The organism is Solwaraspora sp. WMMD791, assembly GCF_029581195.1.
GTDB lineage: Bacteria > Actinomycetota > Actinomycetes > Mycobacteriales > Micromonosporaceae > Micromonospora_E.
Genome location: NZ_CP120737.1, coordinates 1,487,871 through 1,507,953, shown reverse-complemented (window position 1 = coordinate 1,507,953; position 20,083 = coordinate 1,487,871). Strand labels below are relative to the sequence as shown.

Below are 20,083 nucleotides of genomic sequence, written 5' to 3'. Positions count from 1 at the left end.
CCGATGTTCACCGGCATCATCGAGGAGCGCGGCGAGGCCGGCACCCTGGACTGGCACGGCGACAGCGGCGTGCTCACGATCCACGGCCCGCTGGTCGCCGCCGACGCCCGCCACGGCGACTCGATCGCCGTCGACGGGGTCTGCCTGACCGTCGTCGCCGTCGACGGCGCACGGTTCACCGTGGACGTCATGAAGGAGACCTTCGACCGCAGCGCGCTGGGCGGGCTGCGCCCCGGCGATCCGGTCAACCTGGAACGCGCCGCCACCCTCGCCACCCGTCTCGGCGGACACCTGGTGCAGGGCCACGTCGACGGCGTCGCCACCATCGTCGAGCGCGTCCCCGGCGACCGGTGGGAGCAGGTGCGGTTCAGCCTCCCCGCCGGCCTGGGCCGCTACATCGTGGAAAAAGGTTCGATCGCTGTCGACGGCGTCTCGTTGACCGTGATGGAGGTGTCCGACGGCGAACCCGCCGACGGCGAACCCGCCGACGGTCCCGCCGGGACGGGCGACGACGCCGGCTGGTTCAGCGTCGGACTGATCCCCACCACCCTGCAACTCACCACACTCGGCCGCAAACCGGTCGGGTCCCTGGTCAACCTGGAGGTCGACGTGATCGCGAAGTACGTGGCGAAACAACTGCGCCAGCCGGCACCCACCACCGGGGTCCGCCCGTGACCGCCGCCGGGTTCGGCACCGTCGAACAGGCCCTCGACGACCTGGCCGCCGGCCGGGCGGTGGTGGTGGTCGACGACGCCGACCGGGAGAACGAAGGCGATCTGATCTTCGCCGCCGAACACGCCACCGCCGAACTCGTCGCCTTCATGGTGCGCTACACCTCCGGCTACATCTGCGCGCCGCTGCCCGAAGCCGACTGCGACCGGCTCGAACTGCCGCCGATGTACCACACCAACCAGGACCGGCGCGGCACCGCGTACACGGTGACCGTCGACGCCCGAGAAGGGGTCAGCACCGGCATCTCCGCAGCCGACCGGGCACACACCCTGCGGCTGCTCGCCGACCCGGCCACCAGCCCGGCCGACCTGGCCCGACCCGGCCACGTCGTGCCCCTGCGGGCCCGCGCCGGCGGTGTCCTGCACCGGCCCGGCCACACCGAGGCCGCCGTCGACCTGGCCCGCCTTGCCGGCCTGCACCCCGCCGGGGTGCTCTGCGAACTGGTCAACGACGACGGCACCATGATGCGCCTGCCCGACCTGGAGAAGTTCTCCGCCGACCACGGGCTCACCCTGATCACCATCGCCGACCTGATCGCCCACCGGCGACGGACCGAGACCCACGTCGAGCGGGTCGCGCAGGTCCGGCTACCGACGGCGTACGGGGTGTTCCGCGCCTACGGCTACCGGGTCGCCCACGACCCCGCCGAACACCTCGCCCTGGTCCTCGGCGACATCGACGACGGCCGCGACGTGCTGGTCCGGGTGCACTCCGAATGCCTCACCGGTGACGTGTTCGGCTCGCTGCGCTGCGACTGCGGCCCGCAGCTGGACGCCGCGCTGGGCCGGGTCGCCAGCGAAGGCCGCGGCGTGGTGCTCTACCTGCGCGGCCACGAGGGACGCGGGATCGGACTGGCCCACAAACTGCGCGCCTACCAGCTGCAGGACCAGGGCCGTGACACCGTCGACGCCAACCTGGAGCTCGGGCTGCCCGCCGACGCCCGCGACTACGGCACCGGCTCGCAGATCCTGCACGACCTCGGTGTGCGGTCGATCCGGCTGCTCACCAACAACCCGGACAAGCTCTCCGGGCTGGTCGGGTACGGGCTGACCGTCGTCGGCCGGGAACCGCTGACCATCCACCCCCACCCGGAGAACCTGCGCTACCTGCGGACCAAGCGCGACCGGATGGGCCACCTGCTCGACGGGCTCGACCCCGTCGGCGAACTGTCCGGAGGTAGGGCGTAATGGCGGGATTCGGCGAACCAGGCGTGATCCGCGTCGACGCCGCCGGACTACGGGTCGGCGTCGTCGCCGCCCGCTGGCACGCCGACCTGGTCGACGTCATGCTCGGCCGGGCCCTGGCCGCCGCCGAGGCCTGCGGCGTCGCCGGGGTGCAGGTCGCCCGGGTGGCCGGCTCGGTCGAACTGCCGGTGCTCGCCCAGGCGCTGGCCCGTCGCTGTGACGCGGTGGTCGCCCTCGGCGTCGTGGTACGCGGCGCCACCGCGCACTTCGACTACGTGTGCCGGTCGGTCACCGACGGGCTGACCCGGGTGTCACTGGACGAAGCCACACCGGTCGGCCACGGGGTGCTCACCGTCGAGACCATCGCGCAGGCCCGCGACCGGGCCGGACTGCCCGGCTCGGCCGAAGACAAAGGATGGTCGTCGATGGTCGCCGTCCTCGACGCCGCCCTGGCGTTGCGCGCGGTGCACGCCGTACCGGCCGGCTGACCACGACGCAACCGGTCCATACCCGTCACGTTCCCGTCGCTCGCGCGGTAAACCAGATGCGCCGGTGACACGTCGTAGCTGACGTGGCACCCGAACTGGTCACCGGCCTGCACCCGGGGAGGACGATGCTGCGACAGCGGACACCGACGTCGACGTGGGCGGCGGACGAGGCGGTCACCGCCCTGTTCGCCGCGCACTACCGTCCGCTGGTGCGCCTCGCCACCCTGCTGCTGCGGGAACCGGGCATGGCGGAGGAGATCGTGCAGGACGCCTACGTCGCCCTGCACAGCCGCTGGTGGCGGCTGCGCGACGCGGACAAGGCGGTAGGGTACCTGCGGGTCACCGTGGTCAACCGGTGCCGGTCGGCGATCCGGCACCGGCGCGTCGTACAGGCCCACCTGGCCGCCGCCCGGCCCGGCCCGGACGCCCCCAGCGCGGAGGCCGGCGCCCTCGATCAGCTGCGCCACGACGACGTGATCACCGCACTGCGTGCCCTGCCGCCCCGCCAGCGGGAGGCGATCGTCCTGCGCTACTACGCCGACCTGTCCGAGGCGCAGATCGCCGACGCGATGGGGGTCAGCAGGGGAGCGGTCAAGAGCCACACCGCGCGCGGAATCGCCGCGCTGCGCACCAGCCTGGACGGCCTGTGATGGACACCGACGACACCCCTGGCGACGCCCGTACCGGTGCCGCCCGTCCCGACGACGCCCGCACCCTCGACGCCCGCGGCGACGACGCCCGTACCGGTGATGTGCTGCGGCAGGCGCTGCGCGTCGAGGCCGACCGGGTCGACGTACGGCCCGACGCGCTGACCGCGATCCGCGAGAAGGTCGACGCCCGGCAGCGACGCCGCATCCCGGTCGCCCTGGCCGGCACCGCCGCCGCGACCGCCGCCGCCACCCTGGTCGGCGTGGTCGGCTGCCTACCGACGATGCCGCACTCCGGCCCACCACCCGCCGCGAGCAGCAACGGCCCGGTCACCCCTGGGACGAGCGCCACCGGCCCGGTCGGCCCCGCGTCGACCGGTGACGCCCCGACCGCCGGCACCGCCGGCGACCAGGCCGGCGACACGATGGCGACCCTGCCGGTCTACTACGTCGGCGGGGACGACGGCCAGTTGCGGCTCTACCGCGAGTACCACCGGTTCACCGCCACCGGCGCCGGGACCCTGGGCGAACTGCGCGCCGCGCTCGGCGAAATGCTCACCGGCACCCGGCTGCGCGACCCCGACTACCGCACCCTCTGGCCGGTCGGCGCCGAGCTGACCAGCGTCTGGACCCAGTACGACATCGTCGGGGTGAACATCAGCGGCGCCAATGTCGCCAACCTCGACGCGGCCGGGGCCGCCGCCGCCGTACAGCAGCTCGCCTGGACCGTGGCCGGCGTCGTCGGCGGCGACCCCCGGATCCGGTTGCTGCTCGACGGCGAACCGGTGCCCAGGCTGTGGGGTCACGTCGACACCCGCGACGAGATCACCAAGGGGGCCGCGCTGGACACCCTGGCCATGCTCTGGCTGATCGACCCGCAGCACGGCGAGACCGTCGGGCGGACCTTCACCGTGCGCCTCGCCGGCAGCGTCCATGAGGCCACCGCCCAGCTGCGGGTCCGACAGGGTGAGAAGATCGTCCACCGGCGGTACGTCACCCTCGACGCGGGCGCGCCGGGCCGGGGCGAGGGCTTCGCCGAGCTGACCCTGCCGCCGGGCGACTACACCATCGAGGCGTACGAGGAGTCGATGGTCGAGGGCGAAGGCGCACGGCACCTCGTCGACGCGGTGATCACCGTACGCTGACGTCACCTGGCGACCGGCCCGACCGGGCGTACCGTGATCAGCAGATGGACCGGTGCGGACCCGGTGCCGACCCGCCCGTCACCGGGCTGCCACAATCGGGCACCGTGAAGACGTTCGAGGAGCTGTTCGCCGAGCTGCAGGCCAAGGCGGCGGCCGGGACCCCCGGCTCGTCGACGGTCGCCGCGCTGGAGCGCGGGGTGCACGCCATCGGCAAGAAGGTCGTCGAAGAGGCCGCCGAGGCGTGGATGGCCGCCGAGCACGAGAGCCCGGACCGGGCCGCCGAGGAGATCTCCCAGCTGCTCTACCAGGCGCAGGTGCTGATGCTGGCCACCGGACTGGAACTCAAGGACGTCTACCGACATCTCTGACCCGCCCTTGCGACCGTGAACCGTCGATCGATCAGGAGCGAGACCGAGATGCTGCGCATCGCCGTACCCAACAAAGGCACCCTTTCCGGACCGGCCGCCGACATGCTGCGCGAGGCCGGCTACCGCCAGCGCACCGACCCCAAGGACCTCGTCTGCCGCGACGAGGCCAACGACGTCGAGTTCTTCTACCTGCGCCCCCGCGACATCGCCACCTACGTCGGCACCGGTGAGCTGGAGCTCGGCATCACCGGCCGGGACCTGCTGATCGACTCGGCCAGCCCGGCCGAGGAGCTGCTCGACCTGGACTTCGGCGGGGCGACGTTCCGGTTCGCCGCCCGACCCGAGACCCTGACCCGGGTGCCCGAGGAGATCGCCGGGCGGCGCATCGCCACCGCGTACCCCGGGGTGGTCGAACGCTACCTGGGCGAACACGGCCTGAAGGCCGACGTGATCCGGCTCGACGGCGCGGTGGAGAACGCCATCCGGCTCGGCGTCGCCGACGTCATCGCCGACGTGGTGGAGACCGGGGCGACGCTGCGCCAGGCCGGCCTGGTCACCGTCGGCGATCCGATCCTGCGCTCCTCGGCGGTGCTGGTGCACCCGGCCGGCACCGCCACCACCGGGCAGGCCGAGCAGCTGATCCGCCGGCTGCAGGGCGTCCTGGTGGCCCGCCGGTACGTGATGCTCGCCTACGACGTGCGCGCCGACCTGCTGGAACAGGCAAGCGCCTTGACCCCGGGCATCGAGTCGCCGACCATCTCGCCGCTGCACCGGGAAGGCTGGGTCGCGGTGCAGGCGATGGTCCGCCGCGTCGAGGTGCACCGGATCATGGACGAGCTGTACGAGGTCGGCGCCCGCGCCATCCTGGTCACCTCCATCCACGCCTGCCGCCTGTAACAGCCGGGCCGATCTCCGCTGAGCGCGGTCGGTCGGCGTCGACCGGGCGGGCCGCCGGCTGGCCACGGCCGGGTGACCGGCCGCGCCGGTCCTGCCGATGGATGCCGGTTCCGGTGGTGGATTCCCCGTTGTTCCGGGAAGGTTACGGCAACCGGTTCGACAGGAGGTTCACCATGGCTCTGCTCGACACGACGATGTGGCACGGTGCCGTCTACAGCGACGGCTGGACCGAGGCGGCCGGCGGCACCATGGCCGTGATGTCCCCGGCCACCCGGCAGGAGATCGGCCGGGTCGGCGTCGGCAACGCCGACGACGTGGCGCGGGCGTGTGCCCGGGCCGCCGTCGCGCAGCGGGACTGGGCGGGTGCCCGTTACCTCGACCGGGCGGCGGTGCTGCGCCGCGCCGGGGCGCTGTTCGAGCAGTACGCCGACGAGATCGGCGACTGGCTGGTCCGGGAGGCCGGGTCCGTACCGCCGAAGGCAGTGGTCGAGACCACCACCGCCGCCCAGGAGTGCTACGAGGCGGCGGCGCTCGCCTCACAGCCGCTCGGTGAGATCCTGCCGACCGGGCAGCCCCGGCTCAGCCTGGCCCGTCGGCTGCCGGTCGGAGTGGTCGGGGTCATCGCACCGTTCAACTTTCCGCTGATCCTGTCCATCCGGTCGATCGCGCCGGCCCTGGCGCTGGGCAACGCGGTGGTCTTCAAACCCGATCCGCGTACGGCGGTCTGCGGCGGGGTGTCGATCGCCCGGGTGTTCCAGGAAGCCGGTCTGCCCGACGGGCTGCTGCACGTGCTGCCCGGCGGCGCCGACGTCGGTGAGGCGATCGTCGCCGACCCCCGGGTCCGGGTGATCAGCTTCACCGGCTCCACCGCCGCCGGCCGCAAGGTCGGTGAGGCGGCCGCCCGTCATCTCAAGCGGGCCCACCTGGAGCTGGGCGGCAATTCGGCGCTGATCGTGCTCGACGACGCCGACCTGGACCTCGCGGTCTCCGCTGGCGCCTGGGGGTCGTTCCTGCACCAGGGGCAGATCTGCATGGCCACCGGCCGGCATCTGGTGCACGAGCGGATCGCCGACCGCTACGTCGAACAGTTGGCGGCCAAGGCCGATCACCTGCCGGTCGGCGACCCGGCGAAGGGGCAGGTCGCGCTCGGCCCGATCATCGACGAACACCAGCGGGACAAGATCCACTCGCTGGTCACGGCCAGCGTCGACGCCGGTGCCCGGCTGGCCGCCGGCGGCACCTACGAGGAGCTGTTCTACCGGCCGACGGTGCTCGCCGACGTCACCCCGGCCACCCCGGCGTTCGCCCAGGAGGTGTTCGGCCCGGTCGCACCGGTGGCGACCTTCGCCGACCTCGACCAGGCCGTCGCGCTGGCAGGCGACACCGAGTACGGCCTGTCGCTGGGCATCCTCAGCAGGGACGTGATGACGGCGATGGCGTTGGCCGACCGGATCCCCAGCGGCATCGTGCACATCAACGACCAGACGGTGGACGACGAGGCGGTCGCACCCTTCGGCGGGGTGGGGGCCTCCGGCACCGGCAGCCGGTTCGGTGGGCCAGCGGCGAACATCGAGGCGTTCACCGAAACCCAGTGGCTCACCATGCAGGGCACCATCAGCCGGTTCCCGTTCTGAGCGCCCGGTGAGCCGTCCGATGCGTACCGGGCACCACCCGGTGCGGGAGTTGTCGCTCCAGGACACCACCGGCATGCTCCGCCAACCCTGGGTCCGGCCGGACCGGACCAGCGCCGGGCTCGGCTGGTCCGACCTGTACGTGTCGACCCAGCGGGAGCAGCCGTACCGGGCGGAGTTCGACCCTGCCCCGAGCCACCTGCTGATCCTGCACCGCGACGGGCCGGTCCGGGTGCGCCGCGGTCACCTCGGGCTGACCTCGTCGTGCACGGTGGCACCCGGCGGGTTCTTCGTCCACCCCGCCGGCAAGGACCTCACCGTCGAACTGGGCGGCCCGCTGGACACGGTGCACGTCTACCTGCGCGACGAGGCGCTGCAGGCCGCGCACGACGGTGCCCCGGTCGAGCTGACCGAGCAGCTCGGCGTCGTCGACCCGCTGCTGCGGCAACTGGTGCTGACCCTGGACGAGACGATCCGCACCTGGGAACCGGCCGGGCGTACCTATCTGGACCAGGTGGTGACGCTGCTCGCCGGGCAGCTGGCCCGCCGGCACAGCGTGCGCCGTGGTCGCGACGAAGCGGCGGCCCGACGTCAGGGCGGGCTCGGCGACCGGCAGTTCGCCCGGGTCCGCGCGCTGCTGGCCGACCGGCTCGCCGAGCCGGTCCCGCTGGCGCAGATGGCGGCGGCGGCCGGGCTCAGCGTCAGCCAGTTCTCCCGGCAGTTCAAGGCCCGCACCGGGGTGGCGCCGCACCAGTACCTGCTGAACCTGCGGGTCGAGGCGGCCTGCCGGCTGTTGCGTGACCCGACCCTGCCGATCGCCACGGTCGCGCTGCGATGCGGGTTCTCCCACCAGGAGCACCTGACCCGGGTGATGCGGGCCCGTCTGCAGACGACGCCGGCCGCGCTGCGTCGCGGTTCCTGAGCCGCGCGTCGTCGTCGCCGGATCCTGCTGACCGAGCCGGTGCGGCAGCAGGACCCGGCGGGTGCGGCAGCAGGATCCGGCGGGTGCGGCAGCAGGATCCGGCCCGTACGGCAGCAGGAACGTGCCGACGTGGCAGCAGGATCGTGCAGGAAATGCTCCGGTGACGCGGCCGATACTCGTCTGACCCGTCCGACGGGGACGGCAGCGGATCGGAGCCTGCGATGACGTCGTTCGTGCACACCGGCACCGCCAACCGCGTCGTGTTCGGCGCCGGCAGCATCACCCAGCTGCCGGCCGAGGTCGACCGGCTCGGCCGGGGCCGGGTGCTGACCGTAGCCGGCTCCGGCCGGCCCGAGCTCGCGGCGTACGTCGCCGACCTGCTCGGGCCGCTGCACGCCGGCCACTTCGACCGGGTCGCCATGCACACCCCGGTCGACGTCACCGAGTCGGCGCTGCGCCTGCTGCACGACACCGGCGCCGACTGCGTGGTCAGCCTCGGCGGCGGCTCAGCGACCGGACTCGGCAAGGCGCTGTCGGTGCGGACCGGTCTGCCGCAGATCGCCGTCGCGACCACGTACGCCGGGTCGGAGGTGACCCCGGTGCTCGGCGAGACCGACACCACCGGCAAGGTCACCCGTACCGATGAGCGGATCCTGCCGGAGACCGTCATCTACGACGTCGACCTGACCGTCGGGCTGCCGGTGCCGTTGACCGTGACCAGCGGCGTGAACGCGATCGCCCACGCCGTCGAGGCGCTCTACGCGCCGAGCGCCAACCCGATGGTCGACGCCCTCGCCGTCGAGTCGATCACCCGGCTGGCCGCCGCCCTGCCCCGGATCGTCGCCGACCCCGCAGACCGGCCGGCCCGCACCGACGCGCTGCTCGGTGCCTGGCTGGCCGGTGTCTGCCTGGGCGCGGTGGGCATGGGCCTGCACCACCGGCTGTGTCACCTGCTCGGCGGGTCGTACGGGTTGGCCCACGCGCCGACGCACACCGTCGTCCTGCCGTACGCGATGGCGTACAACGCGGCCGCCGCGCCGCAGGCGATGCGCCGGGTCGCGGCGGCCCTGGGCCGGTCAGACGCACCGAGCGGCATGTACGAGCTGATCGCGTCGCTGGGCGGCCCGACATCGTTGCGCGAACTCGGACTGGACGTCGACGACCTGCCGTCGGTCGCGCGGGCCGCCACCGACCGGCCGTACCCGAACCCCCGGGAGGTCACCGAGGCCGGTGTCGGGCAGCTGCTGCGTGACGCCTGGGCCGGCATCCGCCCGGCCGGGCCGCCCGACGTCGGCTGGCTCACCGAGGAGGTGGTGGCGAGCTTCGCCGCCGCGCCGGATTCCCGGGTCGGCCGGCTCGCCGCCGACCTGGTCCGGCACCTGCACCACTTCGTCGCCAGCAACGAGGTGACCCAGGACGAGTGGCAGTACGCGATCGACTTCCTCACCCGTACCGGGCAGCTCTGCGACGACCGCCGCCAGGAGTTCGTGCTGCTGTCGGACGCGCTGGGCGTGTCCAGCGTGGTGGACCTGCTGGCGAACTCCCGGACCCCGCAGACCACCCCGTCGGCCGTGCTCGGCCCGTTCTACCTGCCCGGGCCGCCCGCCGAGGCGCTCGGCGCGGACATCGCCGGCGGGCTGCCCGGCGTCCCGCTCTGGGCCGACGTGCGGATCGTCGACCTGACCGGTGCGCCGGTGGGCGGTGCCGTCGTCGACGTCTGGCAGTCCAACGAGGACGGATTCTACGACGTACAGCTGCCGGAGCTCGCCGGTCCGGTGCTGCGCGCCCGGTTCCACGCCGACCCCGGCGGCCGGGTGTACTTCTGGTCGATCCTGCCGTCGGAGTACCCGATCCCGGACGACGGCCCGGTCGGGCAGCTGCTCGCCGCCACCGGTCGGCACCCGTACCGGGCTCCGCACCTGCATTTCATGATCAGTGCGCCGGGCCACCGCCGGCTGGTCACCCAGCTCTTCGTCGCCGGCGGCGCCTACCTGGACTCCGACGCGGTCTTCGGGGTCAAGCAGGACCTCATCGTCGAGTTCCCGCCCGGTGCCGGCACCCCGCCGCACGGGCGGGCGGTGACCGACTGGCGCACCGTCACGTACACGTTCCGCATCGCCCCCACGACCTGACCCCCAGGGAGACGACCGTGACGACCTCCTCCGCCAGCGGCCCCTCCGCCAGTCGCCCCGTGCCGCCCTCCGCCGGCGGCGGACCCGTCGAGACCGACGTCCTGATCGTCGGTTCCGGTCCGGCCGGTGGCGCGGCGGCGCTGCTGCTGAGCACGTACGGCGTGCCGAACATCGTGGTGACCAAGTACGGCCGGCTGGCCGACACGCCACGGGCGCACATCACCAACCAGCGCACCATGGAGGTGCTGCGCGACGTCGGAATCGAGCAGCGGGTGGTCGCGCAGGCCACCCCGCAGCGGCTGATGGGGCAGACCCCGTTCTGCACCAGTCTGGCCGGGGAGGAGTTCGGTCGGCTGCACACCTGGTACACCCACCCGGCGCGGCAGGCCGACCACGACCTCGCCTCGCCGACGGCGATCTGTGACATGCCGCAGCACCTGATGGAGCCGGTGCTGGTCGACGCGGCGGTGGCCCGGGGGACCCGGCTGCGCTACGACACCGAGTACCTTTCGCTCGTTCAGGACGCCGACGGGGTGACCGCGACCGTCCGGGACCGGCTGCGCGGCGACGAGTACCAGATCCGTGCCCGGTATCTGATCGGTGCCGACGGCGGGCGCAGCAGGGTCGCCGAGGACATCGGGCTGCCGATGGTCGGCCGGATGGGCGTCGCTGGCAGCATCAACATCGTCTTCGAGGCGGATCTGAGCCGGTACGTGGCACACCGGCCGAGCACGCTCTACTGGGTGCTGCAGACCGGTGCCGACGTGGGCGGGATCGGCATGGGCCTGGTGCGCTGCGTGCGGCCGTGGAACGAATGGCTGATCGTGTGGGGCTACGACATCGACGGCCCGCCGCCGGACCTGACCGAGGAGTACGCGCGGCAGGTGGCGTACCGGCTGATCGGCGACGAGTCGATCCCGCTGCGGATCACGTCGTCGTCGGCCTGGACGGTCAACCATCTGTACGCCGAGCGCTACCACAGCGGTCGGGTCTTCTGCGCCGGCGACGCCGTGCACCGGCATCCGCCGTCGAACGGGCTGGGCAGCAACACCTCCATCCAGGACGCGTACAACCTGGCCTGGAAGTTGAAGCTGGTGCTCTCCGGCGCGGCCGACCCACGGCTGCTGGATTCGTACTCGGCCGAGCGCGTGCCGGTCGGGCGGCAGATCGTCGACCGGGCGAACCGGAGCATCGGCGATACCGGCCGGATCTTCCAGGCGTTGGGGCTGCTGTCGACCGAGGACCCCGAGCAGATGCGGGCGAACATGGCGGCCCGGACCCGGGCCGGTGCGGCGTTCGAGACACAGCGGCGGGAGCTGCGTGAGGCGATCGCGGTCAAGGACTACGAGTTCAACACGCACGGTGTGGAGCTGGATCAGCGGTACGCCTCCGGCGCGGTGCTGTCCGACGGTACGCCGCCGCCGGTGAACCCCCGCGACGCCGAGCTGTACCACCACCCCACCACCTGGCCGGGTGCCAAGGTGCCGCATGCCTGGCTGGGCCGGGGCACCGCGGCCGTCTCCACCCTGGATCTCGGCGGCCGGGGTCGGTTCGCCGTACTGACCGGGGTGGGCGGTCGGCCGTGGCTGGCCGCCGCCACGGCGCTCGCCGCCGATCTGGGTGTCGACGTCGTCGGTCACGTGATCGGCCCCGGTGGCGACTACGAGGACCGCTACGGTGACTGGGCCCGGCTGCGCGAGGTCGAGGACGCCGGATGCGTGCTGCTGCGTCCGGACAACTACGTGGGCTGGCGCTGCGTCCGGCTGCCGGCGGATCCGCGCCACGCGCTCGGTACGGCGCTGCGGCACGTTCTCGCGGTCGGCAGCTGATCCCGGCCGGTCGCGGGGGTTGACGGTGTCCGGTGGTGGTGCAACCATCTGCACCACTGTTTACGCAAACATTGCCGGCGTGTTTCGGTAGCGCGTTCGGCGGCCATCCGTGGTGTCGCGGGGGAGACCCCTCTGCCGCCACCGGCCCGGCGATGTTTACGCAAACATGGACTGTGGTGGCGACCGGGCTCCCCCTGGTGGCCGGAACCAGCGGACGGAGGCCCGCCATCGTGAACAGACACAGCACCACCCGGCGATTCGTCACGGCGGTCAGCGCGGCGGTCGTGGGTGTCGGTGCCAGCGTGGTCGGACCCGCCCACGCCGCCACCGACACCTCTGCGGCTGACACCCCCGCTGACGCCGACGCGGCGGTGGTCACCGTCCGACCGGATCCGGCCTACCTCGGAGAGCCGTTCCAGGGCTGGGGAACCAGCCTGGTCTGGTTCGCCAACGCCACCGGCGACTACCCCGACGAGATCCGCGACGAACTCGCCGACCTGCTCTTCGGTGACGACGGACTCAACCTCAACATCGCCCGCTACAACATCGGCGGCGGCAACGCCCCCGACGTGGCCGACTACCTGCGCCCCGGCGGCGCCGTACCCGGCTGGTGGCAGGCGCCCGAAGGCACCACCCGCGCCGACCGCGACTGGTGGGACCCGGACGACCCGACCCACTGGAACTGGGCCGCCGACCCGGCGCAACGCTGGTGGGTCGACCGGATCAAGGCCGACGTCACCCACTGGGAGACGTTCAGCAACTCGCCGCCGTGGTTCCAGACCGTCAGCGGGTACGTCTCCGGCGGCTTCGACGCCACCACCGACCAGATCCGCCCGGACACCGTCGACGACTTCGCCACCTACCTGGTGCGCGTCACCGAGCACCTGGAGCAGGCACACGGCATCGACGTCGCCACCATCGACCCGCTCAACGAGCCGAACACGCCGTACTGGTCGACCCGGCTCGGCCCCGACGGCCAGCCGGTCGGCGGCCGCCAGGAAGGCGCCCACGCCGGTCCGACCAGCCAGCAGCAGGTCATCGCCGCCGTGGACGCCGCGCTGCGGGCCGCCGGCAGCGACACCGCGATCGCCGCTATGGACGAGACCAACCCGGGCACGTTCCTGACCAACTGGAACGTCTACAGCGCCGCCACCCGCGCGCGGATCGCCCAGCTCAACGTCCACACGTACGGCACCGGGCAGCGCACCGCCGTCCGCGACATCGCCAAGGCCGAAGGCAAGCCACTGTGGATGAGCGAGGTGGAGGGTTCCTACGGCAGCGGCGGGCAGGACTTCACCAGCATGCTGCCCGGCCTCGGCATCGCCCGCAACGTCGTCGACGACCTGCGGGAGCTGGAACCGGCGGCCTGGGTGCTCTGGCAGCCGGTCGAGGACTACGACAACATGGCCCCCGGCGGCGAGTTCCCGGCCGGATCCAACTGGGGCAGCATCCAGGTGCCGTTCGACTGCACGGCCGCCGACACCCTGCAGACCTGCCCCATCTACACCAACACCAAGTTCGACACGCTGCGAAACTTCACCCACCACATCCGCCCCGGTGACCGGCTGATGGCCGTCGACGACCCGGACAGCGTCGCCGCCCTCGCCACCGGCAAACAGGCCACCGTCGTGCACGTCAACGCCACCACCGCCGCCCGTACCGTCCGGTTGGACCTGTCGGCGTTTCGCACCGTCACCGCCGACGCCACCGTCACCCCGGTGGTGACCAGCGCCGACGGGGCGCTGCGCACCGGCACCCCGGTGCCCGTCCGCGACCGCGCCGCCAGCCTGGACGTGCCGGCCCAGTCGGTGACCACCTTCCTGATCGACGGCGTCTCCGGCGTCCTGCTCGACGAGACCCTGATCCGCGACACCCACGTCTACCGGCTGCAGGGCGTGCCGAGCGGACGGTCGCTGACCCCGTCCGGCTCCGACCTGGTGATCCGCACCGACGTGCCGCAGGCCCCCGAACAGCTGTGGCAGCTCACCCGGCTGACCGACGGCTACGACAACCGGGCCCGCTACACCGTCGGCACCGTCGGCGGCGACCGCTGGCTCGCCGTCGTCGACGACACCGCCACCCTGGTCGACGCCACCGGCACGCCCGGCCCACCCGCGCAGTGGATCCTCTCCACCACCGGCGACGGCACGTACACCGTCGTCAACGTCGCCACCGGCCGGCTGCTCGACGTCGGCGGTCAGGCCACCAACGACGGCGCCGCCGTCTCCGTCTGGCTGCCGAACTCCGGCGCCAACCAGCGCTGGCGGATCATCGACGAACGGGTGGTCGGCCTCACCCCGGTCGAGCTGTTCACCACCCCCGGGGTCGCGCCGACGCTGCCGGCGACCGTGGTGCCGGTGCACCCGGACGGACCCGGGGGCACCCTGCCGGTGACCTGGCGCGACATCGCCCCGGTACGGTGGCGCGAGACCGGCACCGTCGCGGTCACCGGTCGGGTGGTCGACGCCCAGGGCCGCACCCACCTCGCCCGGGCCACCGTCGTGGTCGACACCCTCGAATCCACCGCGCCGAGCCGGGCCAAGACGTTCGTCGGCGGCACCCCCGACCTGCCGGCCACCGTCACCGCGACCTCTAGCCAGGGAGTCACGGTGACCCGGCCGGTCGACTGGGACGCCGCACCGCCCGGGGCCTTCGACCGGGTCGGCGTGGTCACCCTCACCGGCCGCGCCGACGCCGGTGCCGGCGTCACCCTGCCGGCGACGGTACGGGTCCAGGTCACCGCGCCGGTCGAGGCGACCACGACGGTCGCCGGGATCGAGGCCAGCTTCACCGAACCCGGCTATTCCACGGTGGGCCTGACCAACGGCAACCTCACCGACAAGGCCTGGTCCAACTGGCGCTCCGGCACCAAGAACGCCACCGACACGCTCACCGTCACCCTGCCCCGGGCGCACACCCTCAACCGGGTCCGGGTCCACTTCTACCGCGACGGCTCGGACAGCTACGCCCGCAGCGTCACCGCCCAGCTCCGCGACGACGCCGGCAACTGGGTCGACGCCGGGGAGCCGGTCACCGTACCCACGCCGACGCCGACCGCGCCGGTGGTCGACGTGCCGGTCACCGCCACCACCGACGCGGTCCGGCTGCTCCTCACCGCCCACCCGGACCGGCACATGACGCTCAGCGAGATCGAGGTCGTGGTGGCCGCCCCGGGTACCTCGGCGGTCGCCGACGCCGAGGGCATCGCGGTCGACGGGGTGCCGCTGGCCGACTTCGACCCCGAGCGGACCCAGTACGCCGTACCGGCGGGAGAGCGGCCCGGGCAGGTCACCGCGACCCCCGCCGACCCGTACGCCGACCTGACCGTCACCCAGGCGCAGCCCGGCGAACCGACCGCGACCGTCGTGGTGACCAGCGAGGACGGTACCCGGACCCGGACCTACCGGATCGACTTCCAGTGACCGGCGGTACGCCGCGCCACCGGTACGCCGCGCCACCCGGCTTCGGCACGGCACCGACACCGGCACGGTCCGACCCGGCGGCGATCTCGGTCACAGACACCGGTGGCGGCCGGCTGTGACAGTGGGCGGGTGAGCACACCGGACGATCCGCCAACCACCGTACGGCCGGCGGCGCGCCGCCTTCCCGGGGTGCTTGCGCCCTGGCTGGCGCTGGTCGTCGCCGGACTCGGCGGTGTCGCGTCCGCCTCGCAGAGCGCGGTCAACGCCGAACTCGGTGCCCGGATGGGCAGCGCCGCCATCGGCGCGGTCGCCAACAACATCGGCGGCTCGCTGCTGGTCGCCGCCGGGTTGGTGCTCCTGCCGTCGATGCGGTCCGGGCTGCGTACCCTGCGGGCGGCTCGGCTGCCCTGGTGGACCTACCTGGGCGGGATCGGCGGGGCGTTCTTCGTCACCGCCGCCACCTACGCGGTGCCGGTGCTCGGGGTGGCGGTACTGACCATCGCTCAGGTGGCCGGCAACAGCCTCGGCGGGCTCGTCGTGGACCGCGTCGGGCTGGCGCCGGCCGGCCGGCTCGCGGTCACCGGTCCCCGGCTGGCCGGGGCGCTGCTCGGCGTCGGCGCGGTCGTGGTGGCCCAGCTCGGCCGGCCGGTGGGGCAGTTGGCGGTCGGGTTGATCGTGCTCGCCGTCGTCGGCGGGCTGGCCGTGTCGATCCAGTCCGCGCTCAACGGCCGGGTGTCGGCGGCCAGCACCACCGCCATGGGCATCGTGGCGAACTTCGTGGTCAGCACCCCGTTGGTGCTGATCGCCGCCGGCCTGTTCGGCGCCTACGAGGCGGCGGCCGGCCGCCCCTGGCCGGGCGAGTGGTACCTCTACCTGGGTGGGCTGTTCGGGGTGGGCATCGTGGTGGCGCTGCTGGTCGGGGTCCGGTCGGTGGGGGTGCTGCGGACCGGTCTCGGGGTGGTCGCCGGGCAGCTCGTCGGCGCGCTGCTGATCGACGTACTGGTCCCCGGCGGCCCCGGTGCCAGCTGGGGCCTGCTGGTCGGCGCGGCGATGATCATCGTCGCGGTGGTCGTCTCCGGGCGGGGTGCCCGCGCCACCCGTCCGACTTCCAAGATCACGACGATCTTGCAGAAATCGATAGACAAAAGCGACAAAAATTCTCGATAACTGCAAGATCGCGGTGGCGGGGCCCTGCTGTGATCGGTGCTGTGTCGACGGGTGGCAGACTTGGGCGGGTGGCAGACGAGCTGACGAAGGAGTCCTCGCCGACGGCGACGCCCGCCCAGCGGGGTACGGGCAGCGTGGTCGTCCGACCGCGCCGGATCCGGGTGATGTGCTGGTCGTTGGCGGCCGCGCTGCTGGTGGTGTTCACCACCGTCAGCTTCGGCCTGACCGGCTCCACCGGGGAGAACCTCGGCACCTTCCAACGCGGCGACCAGGCGGCGATGATCGGCCTGGGCGTGCTCGGCGCACTGATCATCCTGATGTTCACCCGGCCCCGGGTCGCCGCCGACCTCGCCGGGATCCGGGTTCGCAACGTCCTGCGCTCGTACGAGCTGCCGTGGGAGCTCGTGGTCGCGGTGCGGTTCGACCGGGACGCCGCCTGGGCCAGCCTGGAACTGCGCGACGACGAGCTGGTCCCGGTGCTGGCGTTGCAGGCGGTCGACCGGGAGCATGCCGTCGAGGCCGTCCGCGCCCTGCGGGCGCTGCACGCCGCCGCCACGAGCGGCTGAGCCCCGCCACGCCGCCACGAGCGGCTGAGCCCCGCCACGCCGCCACGAGCGGCTGAGCCCCGCCGCGCCGCCACGAGCGGCTGAGCCCCGCCGCGCCGCCACGAGCGGGGCTGAGCCCACCACATCGTCACCAGGTGGTGAACTCGCCAGGTCGAGGGCGGACCTGGCCCACGGTTGGCGGTGGCGCCTGGTATCGTTGACCGAGTCGACCACGCTGTCGCCGTCCTGCGCTCCTGTCGGAGCCTGGCTGGCGGCGGTAACGAAAGCGGAGCGCCTGCTCCCACCCGCATCGCGGATCAACCTCCAGCGGTCGGGTCCGGTCACCCGACACGCGGCGGCTCCCCGCCGCCTGTCGGGTCGACGCCGTCGATGGCGTCAGCTGACCGGTCGAGCAGGCCCTGGCATGTGTGCCAGGGCCTTCTGCTTTCCCCAGACGTCCCCACCCGGGGGATGCCTGCGGCGGGCGACGGCACCACGCAGATTCCGACTCGAGGAGGCCCCATCAGCGTCGAACCACGCGTGAACGAGCAGATCCGGGCACGTGAGGTCCGACTGGTCGGCCCTGAAGGTGAGCAGGTGGGCATCGTCCCGCTGGAGCGCGCCCTGCAGCTGGCCGCGGACGTCGACCTGGACCTGGTTGAGGTTGCGCCAATGGCGCGCCCGCCGGTGTGCAAGCTCATGGACTTCGGCAAGTTCAAGTACGAGAGCGCACTCAAGGCGCGCGAAGCGCGGCGTAACCAGCAGCAGACCGTCATCAAGGAAATGAAGCTCCGGCCCAAGATCGACCCGCACGACTACGAGACCAAGAAGGGTCACGTGGTGCGGTTCCTCAAGGCCGGCGACAAGGTCAAGGTCACGATCATGTTCCGTGGTCGGGAGCAGAGCCGACCGGAGCTGGGCTACCGGCTGCTGCGCCGGCTCGAATCGGAGATCTCGGATCTGGGGTACGTCGAGGCCGCCCCCAAGCAGGACGGCCGGAACATGATCATGGTGCTGGCCCCGCACCGGGCCACCAAGGCAGCGGCGGCCGCCGCCACCGCGGCCCGGGTCGGACCCGGCCGCGAACCGCGCGACGGTGTCGCCGAGGCGCCACCGACCGCCGAGGTCGAACCCGCCGGCAACACCGGCGAGTGACAGGGGAGAGACGCAACAAATGCCAAAGATGAAGCCGCACACCGGCATGGGTAAGCGGGTCAAGGTGACCGGGCGGGGCAAGATCCTGTCCGAGCAGGCCGGCAAGCGCCACCTGCTGGAGGGCAAGCCCTCCACCCGGACCCGTCGGCTCACCGGCACCGTCGAGGTGTCCCCGGCCGACGTCAAGCGCATCAAGAAGCTGCTCGGCCGCTGACGCGCGCCACTGACCTGAAGGAGTAGGTGAAATGGCACGCGTCAAGCGGTCCGTCAACGCTCAGAAGAAGCGCCGTACCCTGCTGGAGGACGCCAGCGGCTACCGGGGCCAGCGCTCCCGGCTGTACCGCAAGGCCAAGGAGCAGGTGCTGCACTCCATGCAGTACGCCTACCGGGACCGTCGCGACCGTAAGGGCGACTTCCGGCAGCTGTGGATCACCCGGATCAACGCGGCGGCCCGCGCCAACGGGATGACCTACAACCGGCTCATCCAGGGCCTGCGCCTGGCGGGTGTCGAGGTCGACCGCAAGATCCTCGCCGATCTCGCGGTCAACGACGCCCCCGCCTTCGCGGCGCTGGTCGAGGTGGCCCGTACCGCGGTCGCCGCGGAAGGCACCGGCGGCGCGGCGGCCCAGGCCGCCTGACCCGCACGAAGCAGCACCAGCCGCAAGCGCAACCGCACATGGCACGAAACGAGGCGTCCGGCATGACCGCACCACGGCCAGCCGGACGCCTCGACCGTGTTCCGACCGCGGCGCCTGGCCAGCCCCCGAGCGGGCGGACAGCAGCACCGTTCACCACCCGTACCCCCCGGATCGTGGCCGCGCGGCGGCTGCACCGCCGCCGCGACCGCGACGCCACGCGGCGCTTCCTCGCCGAAGGCCCGCAGGCGGTCCGCGAAGCCCTCGCCGCGCCCGGCGTGGTCCGGGAACTGTTCAGCACCGTCGCCGGCCTGCACCGGCACGCCGACCTCGTCGACGCGGCGGCGGCCGTCGGTGCCACCGTCTCGACGGTCGACGACGCCGCCCTCGCGGCACTGACCGAGACCGTCAATCCGCAAGGCGTCGTCGCCGTCTGTGACCATGTCGACGTCACCGTCGACACCGCGCTGCGCCGCCACCCCGGGCTGGTCGCCGTCCTCGCCGAGATCCGCGACCCCGGCAACGCCGGTACGGTCCTGCGCACCGCGGACGCCGCTGGCGCCGGTGCGGTGATCTTCGCCGGTGCCGCCGTCGACCCCTACAACGGCAAATGCGTCCGGGCCAGCGCCGGGAGCCTGTTCCACCTCGACGTGGTCCGCCACGACGACCCGGCACACGTCGTCGACACGCTACGCGCCGCCGGCCTGCGGGTGCTGGCCACCACCGGCCACGGCGACACCGACCTCGACGACCTCGCCGACTCCGGGGCGCTGGCCGCACCGACCGCCTGGCTGTTCGGCACCGAGGCGCACGGCCTGCCGGCCGAGCTGGTCGACCGGGCCGACGCCCGGGTCCGGGTTCCGCTGTACGGGCGCGCCGAGAGCCTGAACCTGGCTGCTGCCGCTGCCGTCTGCCTGTACACTTCGGCCAGAGCACAGCGCCCAGGAAGGCCCACGCGATGAGCGTCAGCGACCAGCCGATGCGCCGCCACCGGCGCCGTGGTTGCGGTGTGCCACCTCGTCAGCTGTTTACCCGGCCCGCCGGTTCCGGCGGGCGGCGGGGCTGATCCGACACCCACCCTGCTCCCTGGCACCCACCGGCGGGCTGCGGCAGCGCCGCGCGTCCGTAGACTCTTGCCGGTCATCGGCCCCGGTGACCGCACGCCGCGAGGGAGTGCCCGCACG

18 protein-coding genes are annotated in these 20,083 nt (G+C 72.9%); all 18 read left to right on the top strand.

Annotated elements, in window-relative coordinates:
• The first annotated feature begins 3 nt into the window (after positions 1-3).
• The 18 genes from O7623_RS06460 (at position 4) to O7623_RS06375 (ending at position 19,861) form a co-directional block, all read left to right on the top strand.
• Complete coding sequence (locus tag O7623_RS06460; protein WP_282227672.1) at positions 4-675, top strand: riboflavin synthase; 672 nt, start codon at positions 4-6, stop codon at positions 673-675.
• Complete coding sequence (locus O7623_RS06455) at positions 672-1,919, top strand: bifunctional 3,4-dihydroxy-2-butanone-4-phosphate synthase/GTP cyclohydrolase II (protein ID WP_282227671.1); 1,248 nt, start codon at positions 672-674, stop codon at positions 1,917-1,919. Before O7623_RS06460 ends, O7623_RS06455 begins: the two co-directional genes overlap by 4 nt.
• On the top strand, positions 1,919-2,404 hold the full coding sequence (gene ribH / locus O7623_RS06450; protein WP_282227670.1) for a 6,7-dimethyl-8-ribityllumazine synthase: 486 nt from the start codon (positions 1,919-1,921) through the stop codon (positions 2,402-2,404). The genes O7623_RS06455 and ribH overlap by 1 nt, the downstream gene beginning before the upstream one ends.
• Positions 2,405-2,487: 83 nt before the next feature.
• The gene (locus O7623_RS06445; RefSeq protein WP_282227669.1) at positions 2,488-3,054 is read left to right on the top strand and encodes a SigE family RNA polymerase sigma factor; all 567 of its coding nucleotides are present in this window, start codon (positions 2,488-2,490) and stop codon (positions 3,052-3,054) included.
• Positions 3,054-4,196, top strand: a complete 1,143-nt coding sequence (locus O7623_RS06440) for a GerMN domain-containing protein (RefSeq protein ID WP_282227668.1) — start codon at positions 3,054-3,056, stop codon at positions 4,194-4,196. Before O7623_RS06445 ends, O7623_RS06440 begins: the two co-directional genes overlap by 1 nt.
• Positions 4,197-4,240: 44 nt before the next feature.
• A complete protein-coding gene (locus tag O7623_RS06435; protein ID WP_348775131.1) occupies positions 4,241-4,564 on the top strand; it encodes a phosphoribosyl-ATP diphosphatase in 324 nt (107 codons plus the stop codon).
• A 48-nt stretch (positions 4,565-4,612) separates the two neighbouring features.
• Complete coding sequence (hisG, locus tag O7623_RS06430) at positions 4,613-5,461, top strand: ATP phosphoribosyltransferase (RefSeq protein ID WP_282227666.1); 849 nt, start codon at positions 4,613-4,615, stop codon at positions 5,459-5,461.
• Positions 5,462-5,634: 173 nt separating this feature from the next.
• Positions 5,635-7,095, top strand: a complete 1,461-nt coding sequence (locus O7623_RS06425; RefSeq protein ID WP_282227665.1) for a benzaldehyde dehydrogenase — start codon at positions 5,635-5,637, stop codon at positions 7,093-7,095.
• 7 nt (positions 7,096-7,102) lie between these two features.
• The gene (locus O7623_RS06420; RefSeq protein ID WP_282227664.1) at positions 7,103-8,014 is read left to right on the top strand and encodes an AraC family transcriptional regulator; all 912 of its coding nucleotides are present in this window, start codon (positions 7,103-7,105) and stop codon (positions 8,012-8,014) included.
• A gap of 221 nt (positions 8,015-8,235) precedes the next feature.
• Entirely contained in the window at positions 8,236-10,146 is a 1,911-nt protein-coding gene (locus O7623_RS06415) for a maleylacetate reductase and hydroxyquinol 1,2-dioxygenase domain-containing protein (protein WP_282227663.1), read from the top strand.
• A gap of 17 nt (positions 10,147-10,163) precedes the next feature.
• Complete coding sequence (locus O7623_RS06410) at positions 10,164-11,975, top strand: FAD-dependent monooxygenase (protein ID WP_282227662.1); 1,812 nt, start codon at positions 10,164-10,166, stop codon at positions 11,973-11,975.
• Positions 11,976-12,205: 230 nt separating this feature from the next.
• The gene (locus tag O7623_RS06405; RefSeq protein ID WP_282227661.1) at positions 12,206-15,397 is read left to right on the top strand and encodes a glycoside hydrolase; all 3,192 of its coding nucleotides are present in this window, start codon (positions 12,206-12,208) and stop codon (positions 15,395-15,397) included.
• Positions 15,398-15,526: 129 nt separating this feature from the next.
• Positions 15,527-16,564, top strand: a complete 1,038-nt coding sequence (locus O7623_RS06400; protein WP_282227660.1) for a DMT family transporter — start codon at positions 15,527-15,529, stop codon at positions 16,562-16,564.
• A 164-nt stretch (positions 16,565-16,728) separates the two neighbouring features.
• Positions 16,729-17,130, top strand: coding sequence for a PH domain-containing protein (locus O7623_RS06395; protein WP_282229336.1), 402 nt, complete (start codon positions 16,729-16,731; stop codon positions 17,128-17,130).
• A 519-nt stretch (positions 17,131-17,649) separates the two neighbouring features.
• On the top strand, positions 17,650-18,264 hold the full coding sequence (gene infC / locus O7623_RS06390; protein ID WP_282227659.1) for a translation initiation factor IF-3: 615 nt from the start codon (positions 17,650-17,652) through the stop codon (positions 18,262-18,264).
• Positions 18,265-18,283: 19 nt separating this feature from the next.
• Entirely contained in the window at positions 18,284-18,478 is a 195-nt protein-coding gene (gene rpmI / locus O7623_RS06385; protein ID WP_282227658.1) for a 50S ribosomal protein L35, read from the top strand.
• Between the two features lie 31 nt (positions 18,479-18,509).
• Complete coding sequence (gene rplT, locus O7623_RS06380) at positions 18,510-18,902, top strand: 50S ribosomal protein L20 (protein ID WP_282227657.1); 393 nt, start codon at positions 18,510-18,512, stop codon at positions 18,900-18,902.
• Between the two features lie 173 nt (positions 18,903-19,075).
• A complete protein-coding gene (locus tag O7623_RS06375; RefSeq protein ID WP_282227656.1) occupies positions 19,076-19,861 on the top strand; it encodes an RNA methyltransferase in 786 nt (261 codons plus the stop codon).
• Positions 19,862-20,083 lie beyond the last annotated feature (222 nt).